General features: G+C 37.1%; 8 protein-coding genes. 4 read left to right on the top strand and 4 right to left on the bottom strand.

Annotated elements, in window-relative coordinates:
- Positions 1-143: 143 nt before the first annotated feature.
- The 3 genes from HG263_RS04665 to HG263_RS04655 all read left to right on the top strand — a co-directional run bounded on the left by HG263_RS04665 (position 144) and on the right by HG263_RS04655 (position 2,572).
- The gene (locus HG263_RS04665) at positions 144-1,022 is read left to right on the top strand and encodes a phosphoribosyltransferase (RefSeq protein ID WP_171624877.1); all 879 of its coding nucleotides are present in this window, start codon (positions 144-146) and stop codon (positions 1,020-1,022) included.
- A 2-nt stretch (positions 1,023-1,024) separates the two neighbouring features.
- A complete protein-coding gene (locus HG263_RS04660) occupies positions 1,025-1,366 on the top strand; it encodes a hypothetical protein (RefSeq protein WP_171624876.1) in 342 nt (113 codons plus the stop codon).
- Positions 1,367-1,537: 171 nt separating this feature from the next.
- On the top strand, positions 1,538-2,572 hold the full coding sequence (locus HG263_RS04655) for a reverse transcriptase family protein (RefSeq protein WP_216628341.1): 1,035 nt from the start codon (positions 1,538-1,540) through the stop codon (positions 2,570-2,572).
- Positions 2,573-2,887: 315 nt separating this feature from the next.
- Here the strand turns inward: HG263_RS04655 and HG263_RS04650 are convergent, their stop codons facing one another.
- From HG263_RS04650 to HG263_RS04635, 4 genes are all read right to left on the bottom strand, one after another.
- Entirely contained in the window at positions 2,888-3,646 is a 759-nt protein-coding gene (locus tag HG263_RS04650) for a hypothetical protein (RefSeq protein WP_171624875.1), read from the bottom strand.
- A gap of 4 nt (positions 3,647-3,650) precedes the next feature.
- Complete coding sequence (locus tag HG263_RS04645) at positions 3,651-3,851, bottom strand: hypothetical protein (RefSeq protein ID WP_171624874.1); 201 nt, start codon at positions 3,849-3,851, stop codon at positions 3,651-3,653.
- 735 nt (positions 3,852-4,586) lie between these two features.
- The gene (locus HG263_RS04640; protein WP_171624873.1) at positions 4,587-5,936 is read right to left on the bottom strand and encodes a hypothetical protein; all 1,350 of its coding nucleotides are present in this window, start codon (positions 5,934-5,936) and stop codon (positions 4,587-4,589) included.
- A 62-nt stretch (positions 5,937-5,998) separates the two neighbouring features.
- The gene (locus tag HG263_RS04635; RefSeq protein ID WP_171624872.1) at positions 5,999-6,472 is read right to left on the bottom strand and encodes a hypothetical protein; all 474 of its coding nucleotides are present in this window, start codon (positions 6,470-6,472) and stop codon (positions 5,999-6,001) included.
- A 131-nt stretch (positions 6,473-6,603) separates the two neighbouring features.
- Here HG263_RS04635 and HG263_RS04630 point away from each other — a divergent pair, with 131 nt between their 5' ends.
- Positions 6,604-6,888, top strand: a complete 285-nt coding sequence (locus HG263_RS04630; protein ID WP_171624871.1) for a hypothetical protein — start codon at positions 6,604-6,606, stop codon at positions 6,886-6,888.
- The last annotated feature ends 43 nt before the right edge of the window (positions 6,889-6,931 follow it).

Here is a 6,931-nt window from a genome sequence, read left to right as displayed (position 1 = left end):
GACTAACAGACTAACAGACTAACAGACTAACAGACTAACAGACTAACAGACTAACAGACTAACAGACTAACAGACTAACAGACTAACAGACTAACAGACTAACAGACTAACAGACTAACAGACTAACTCTTAGGCCTTATCAGATGGAAATTTTTCAACCAAAATCAAAATCAAAAGAAGATTTTTACAATATCGAAAAATACAAAAAACAAACATCTTGGCTAGATGATGAATGCTATGAAAATGGCTTACAAACTTTACTTAATGAGTTCCCAGATAAAGATGAAAGAGAGTTGCTATTCGAGTTGATTAATAAGGTGGTTCATCAAAGAATTTCTGATCGAATTCAAACTATCTCTACTTTAGTTAAGAAAATAGAAGATCTAAAAATATCACCAAATAATACCCTAATTATTGCCACAGCAAAAAAAGGGGAATCAGATGGTTCACAAGCTTGGCTGTATTTCTTTAAATTTTACTTGGCTCAACATAATGGTTGGAAAGAAAGGCAATTAAAATCGACTATTTGTAGTGGTGTCGAGCATATGAAATCTGATAGACGTATTACTGATGTAGTGATATTTGATGATTTCATAGGTACAGGTAGCACTATGATAAACAAAGTAAAAGAATTCGTCCAAAACTTAAAAAAAGAGGGAATCAAAATTCCGAAAATTCATATATTTTCGTTAGCTGGAATGAGTTTTGGAGTAGATAAGGTACAATCTAAGATAAAGATCAATGTTGAATGTCCTGTATTAATAAAAAAGGGTATAACTGAACAACTTACCTGCCAAGTCCAAATAAATAAGCAAAAATCCCTTATGCGTTCGATGGAAAAAAAGCTAGAAAAAAAATACAATCACAAGCCCTTTACTGGAAAATATAGCCTAGGCTATGAAGGCTCTGAAGCTTTATTTCAGGTACAATTTTCAAATTGTGCTAATAATGTCTTTCCTATTTTTTGGATGAAACCTAAAGGGAATCAGCGATTTAGAAATACTTTGTTTCATAGGTTATGAATATGAGTAAAGCGAATTTAGCATCATTATTAATACTAATAAATGATGGCAAAGAGCATGAGCTATTCGAACTTAACCAAAAATACAGAATGACCTACTCTCAAGCTAGGAATGCCATCCTTACTCTTGATAAGCTAGGAGTGATAAGTGTCAATGACAAGCAGTTTCGTTTAAAAAATAATATAACTAAAACACAGTTGAAAGAGTTATATAAATTAATAGGGTTCCGTGAATTAGACCTTGAACGCGACACCATAGAAAATTATAAACATTTAGCTTTGCCTACCAATAGTTTATATAAACCAAATTTATCTCGTATTGATAAAAAACTTCGTGTTGACTAGCAAGTAGATAAGTGTGGTATATTGATAAAGGTCATTCAGAATTAGCGTTGGAGCTGAGCTCCCGCAGGTGATTCGCCTGTGTAAATAAGGGTTACTTTAACCTCATTGCATTCTATATTGTCATTAAATAATATTGTAATTCTGGATGACCTCTTCTTAATAGGGTATGTATTGAATCAATTATCTTATGAAACGTGGTTGGACTTTTTAAAAAAAGAAGGTTATGGCCATAAACAATCAGAAAAACTAGCAGCTTATGCTCACAAGCTTGCATCAAATAACGTTCCAATTATTTTCGAGATAGAGCATTTAGCAAAGTTGTTAGGGGTTGAGCTGAGCTTATTGAGCCGGATTTATGGTGTCTCAAGCTACTTCTACCGCTCGTTTTCTATAAAGAAAAGAAGTGGAGGCGCTCGGAATATCAAGTTACCTTACCCAAAACTCAAATATATTCAACAGTGGATCAAACAGGAGATTCTTGACAACCTTACTGTTGATGAAAATGCTTTCGCTTACGTTAAAGGTAAAAGTAATATTGAAAACGCGAAATTGCATATTGGGTCCAATGAGCTTCTAAAGTTAGATATTAAAGACTTTTTTGGTAACGTAAAAGTTGAATCCATCGAGTCGATTTTTAGAAGTTGCGGTTACACCGATGATGTTAGTTATTTACTTGCTCGGCTGTGTACTTGTTTTGGTTTTTTACCGCAAGGCGCGCCTACAAGCCCAACCCTTAGTAACTTAGTTTTGCAGGCGCTCGATAAAAATTTAGCTCACTTCGCAAACATTAACTCTTTAACTTTTAGCCGCTACGCCGACGACATCTTCCTATCTGGAAAACTCATCACAAAAGAAATAAAGCAAGATGCAGTTGAAATTGTTGAAAAATCTGGATTGCCTATTAATCATAATAAAACCAAAATTATACGAGGCAACACTTGTAAAATAATCACAGGTTTAATTGTGACTGACTCAACTGTAAGAGTTCCAAAAAAAATCCGACGAGAGTTTAGAAAGAACAGCTTTTTTATGCTAAAGAACAAATCAAGCCAAATGGATGGCTCAAGAGCAAAGCTTAACCCCTTATTAATTGATGAGATAATTGGAGTTGGCAATTATATCATTAGAGTTGAGCCTTCAAATAAATATGTAGAAAGTGTTTTAGGTGAATTGCAAGAATTAAAAAAAGATCTTTTTGGAAAATAGAGATTTTTCAATCCTGTAATAGTTATACATTTAGAGGGACAGGTTTTGTATTTTACAAGATATCAGGACTCAGGTTTGCTTAGGTGAATATGCTATTATCAAATTAGCATGAGTTCTATAATATTAAAATGAACTTGAGGGACTAAAAAGACAAGGTCAGAGATTTTAAGTGACTTTAAGTGCCTGTCCATCTTAAGTACAATAAAGAAGTAACTAGACCTGACACGCTTCCATATAAAAAAGAAAATTCACGTGACGTAATGGCTTAAATCATTTGGGTATTACATAGCCACAACGGCTATGTAATACTTCTAATCACTCTACATATTTAAGATATGCTGAGTTTGTTAATTGAATTGTAGGAGGCATGAAGTTATCAACGTTCGAAACGGATATGAAGTCAGGAGTATCAATTTTGTTGACTGTGAAGCCCGTGTAGTTCTCACCATGATAGGTTTGTTGACAAGTTAGCTGGCTTGGTTCAAGTGGCCCATTAGAGTAGTTGGCATACTCATAAACATTCTGCCCCTCTACTTTTGTTGAATGCTCACTTAAAGTGTATAGCGCCCCATCTTTGTCATAGCCTGCTAATACTGTACCTAATCCTCTTAATAAAGATGAACGCAAATGTACAACTGGTTTGGTGCATTTGTCATCGGTATATTGAACGCTAGCTACACTAATATAGTCACCATTTATATTAAAAATTAAGTCATCTTTTTTAACAACAGCACGCGTATTAATACCACCACCAAATGAAAGCACTTCACCAAGTAGGCCATAACCGTCCATATATAGGTGTAGTGTTCTATTGCTCATTGCAGCTATTTTTTCAGAAACTCGATTGATTTCTTGCTCAACACCATTGGCCTTTTGTTCAATTACATTCACTTTTTCCAAAACAGACTCAACTTGTTTGGCATTTTCTACCGTTGCGCTATGTGTCAATTGAAAGTTTTGGTTAAATGCTTCTGCCGTTGCAACATCACCCGCTTTAAATGTCACTAATTCCTGCGCCATGCCACTAAAGCTGGCAAGTAAGCATATTGAGCTAGTTATTTTCTTAAATTTCATTTTGTTATCCTAACGTTGACTCGTTTAATTTCCCTTCACCAAACACCATTTTTGGGCGTTCATTGCTACCGCCATTGTCTTTATTATCATTGTTTTTTTGATCATGAGCTGTGTCAGGGTTTATCGATTGGCTTGTACTAGAATTGCTCGAACCTCCACAGCCCGCTAAACCAATACAAAATATGGAGAGTATAAGTTTTCTCATTTCTGTCCTTGTTAATATGACGGCGTTACAAACTTTACATATGAAAAGCAAAACCCGAAAAGGGTACATTTTAGGGGATAGTTTGGATCCTGTAAACAAAGGTTAATAACAACTCGCCAAAATATCCGATCCATAGGGCTTAAGAAGCAACTAAGGTCAGATCTTGATTTTTGCCTTTTGGAAAAAGGAACCCTTGAAAAATCGAGTAATTTCCGTGGGCAGCCATTCAAGTTTGCTTTTCGCTGACTCAGCACAGTAGTAGCAAAAGGCAAGACTTGACCGCCGGTCTCCTCATGCTAAAACTTTGAGTGTTTTGTTTAAACGTTAGCTTTAAAAATTATTTAAAATTCTCTGTTCAAGGAGTGAGCGACGGGTGAGTTATAATAATATAATAAAGGACAGTCACACTACGGCGTTTTAGTATGGTTTTTGAGTGACTGTCCTTTTGTGTGTTGTGGAATATTATGAGAGCTTTTTAAGCACAGGTATGACAACCGTGAAGTAAACGCTGACAGCGCGCATGTTCAAGGGGGACATAGAAAATCCAGACATTCGTGTTAGACCTAAAGAGAGAGTAAAGATCAGAGCTGGAAAATAAATGCTTAATCTATTAGAACGAACACCCGTTATATGCGTTTTTTTTTGTATCTAAATTTAAGAAGTGAATGTGTTAAATGCATAAGTAAAGCTGTTTAAAGCGAAACAAGTGTTGATGTGATACCACAAAGCACCACATCAATCGTTAGCAAGCCATTGGTACCATATGTTTTCTTGCGTTTTTTCATGCTTGCGAAGCTGAATAATCGACTCCAGTGCCGCTGACTTAAGGTCCATCGCCGGCGCTGAATTACCCGCTTCAGGGGTGATGGTTACACCATTGCTTTGGCCTTTTTCTGTGACTTCACAGTGCCCATTTTTACATACAACATCAGGCTCAAATTCTATGGTGCTCGTTTTTGAAGCGTTTAGCACATAACGATCGTCATTAGCAGAAGCACTGACATATTTGTTGAATGTATCCGCAGAAACGCTTGTTTGCTCGCCAGCTGTCACTTCTACCATATGGTGTAAAAACTGGTAACTGCCCATATGCGATATGCCTCCACGCCCAGGGTTGGTCATAAACGAGAGAAACCCTTTGTCTAATGCCGATGAAGCGAGGCTTTGTGTGGCAAGAAGGCTGTCAACGGTTGTTTTATCCCTATCGGTAAATTCAACACTTAGTTGACGACCCTGTGCATCAAAGTGCCCCTCATTAAAATTGCCAAGCAATTTACCATCATCATGCTTTCTGTAATTGCCAAGATCACTTGCTAGCCTTTGAATATATTTAAAGTCTACCTCGTTCTGATCTGCGTACTGATACATTTGAGTGAGCAAATCTCTATCTTCTTGGGTTAAAAACTCAATTGGGTTTTTGAGTGCATTGGCATGAGACATACCGTTTACACCGCTGCTAATTGCTGGCTCTTTACCTTCAAACAAGTCGTTTACCATAACAGCATAATAGTGTTCATACTGACTTTGGCCATTTTTGCTTGAGTTATGCAGCTCTTTCAAAGCGGTATCAAACTGCGATTTGGCTTGCATCTCGTAGTTGTTGCTAATCATTCCTTTAGCAAGCGGTGAAAACGAATCTATATGCGCATTTAAGCTAGCCTCAAACATTGTTTTTGTATCTGAGGTCGCTCTTTTGTTTAAGCTTTGTCGCTGAATATCGGATAACTGTGCTTGGTCCAACACGTGCCAGCGTTCATATGCGGCTACTTTTTCAGCTTGTGAAAAGGTTTTGCTTGGGTCTAGTGCAACTGTTTCCAACTGGGCTTTGGATAAGTGTTCAAACTCCCATTTGGCAGCTGCCACGTGCTTTTGATTTGTTTGTTTATCACTATGCCAAGACAAAGCTTGATTATTTAACTGGGCTTTATCAATGGCTTCTTGCGCTGTTTTTAACTTAAGTGCGAGTGGAGATATAGATACGTTAGGCGTACTTGTATTATTTTGGCTTGCAACTGAGTAAGCTTTGTGTGCCGTTTTTGGCGTTATGCTCGAGCTTGAATTCCACCTAGTAGTTGATATGTCCATATGTACTATCCTTTGTATATGCCATACGTTGCCCCTTTTAATGCAAAAGGGGCTGCGACTAATTAGTCAGAAGTATAGTGGAAAGTAACACTTTCTTCTCTATTTGGCTCTAAATAGTGAAAACTACCCGTTGCTTCCACTCGGTGAACAATAGATACCTGCACACCAGCTTGAAACCATTGACCATTAAAAGCAGTGACTGTACCGGTTGAGTTTGGTTCAATTGGCTCACACATTAGCGGGTTATTACTGTAAGCGCGGAAAAAGCAAATTTCTGATGTTTCAGCAGAAGACTGTGCAAAACCAGCAGAGACATAGCTTACACCTGTGATCGTGCCTGTTTTATCTCCGTAAGGGATATCTCTTAAGTCCATATTTAGGATAGAGAAATACTCACTTTGCAGACCCCCTGCAGAGCTTAAAACCAGCATTCGGCTTGGCTGTTTTTCTTTAGTGATACTGTAATCTGTAGCCAGAGCTTGACCACTTAAAAAGGCTGATGAGAGTGCCAGTGCTGCAATAGACAATTTTTTCATTAATGACTCCTTCATTTTATCGTCCATAAGGTTTGTTTTAGGTTCAAGTTTAGTTTCAAACTTAGTTACAAAGTATGAGATTGAAATGTCATTGTCAATTAATTTTTTAATTAAGACAGCTACTTAAACATATGCAGTTACTGCATCAAGTAAAATGTGTACAGATAAAAAGGCAGGGGTCAGGTTTTGCCTTTTGCTACGACTTTGCTGAGTTAGAGAAAAACAAACTGAATGGCTTTCCACGAAAATCACTCAATTTTCCCGAGTGTTTACTTCCTTTTTTCAAAAGGCAAAAATCAAGACCTGACTCCATTTACAAAAGCGCGCTTTTACTGACCATTTCACTTGGCATTGGTTTAGAAGACCCAGTGCAAAACGGCCTACTTCTCACAGCGCATCGCCAACTCACCACTTAAAAAGTAAAAAATATAATAATTGTTGTTGTTTTCTTGTTAATGT

This window comes from Pseudoalteromonas caenipelagi, from assembly GCF_013140855.1.
Lineage (GTDB): Bacteria > Pseudomonadota > Gammaproteobacteria > Enterobacterales > Alteromonadaceae > Pseudoalteromonas > Pseudoalteromonas caenipelagi.
This window is presented reverse-complemented; position numbering and strand designations above follow the sequence as displayed.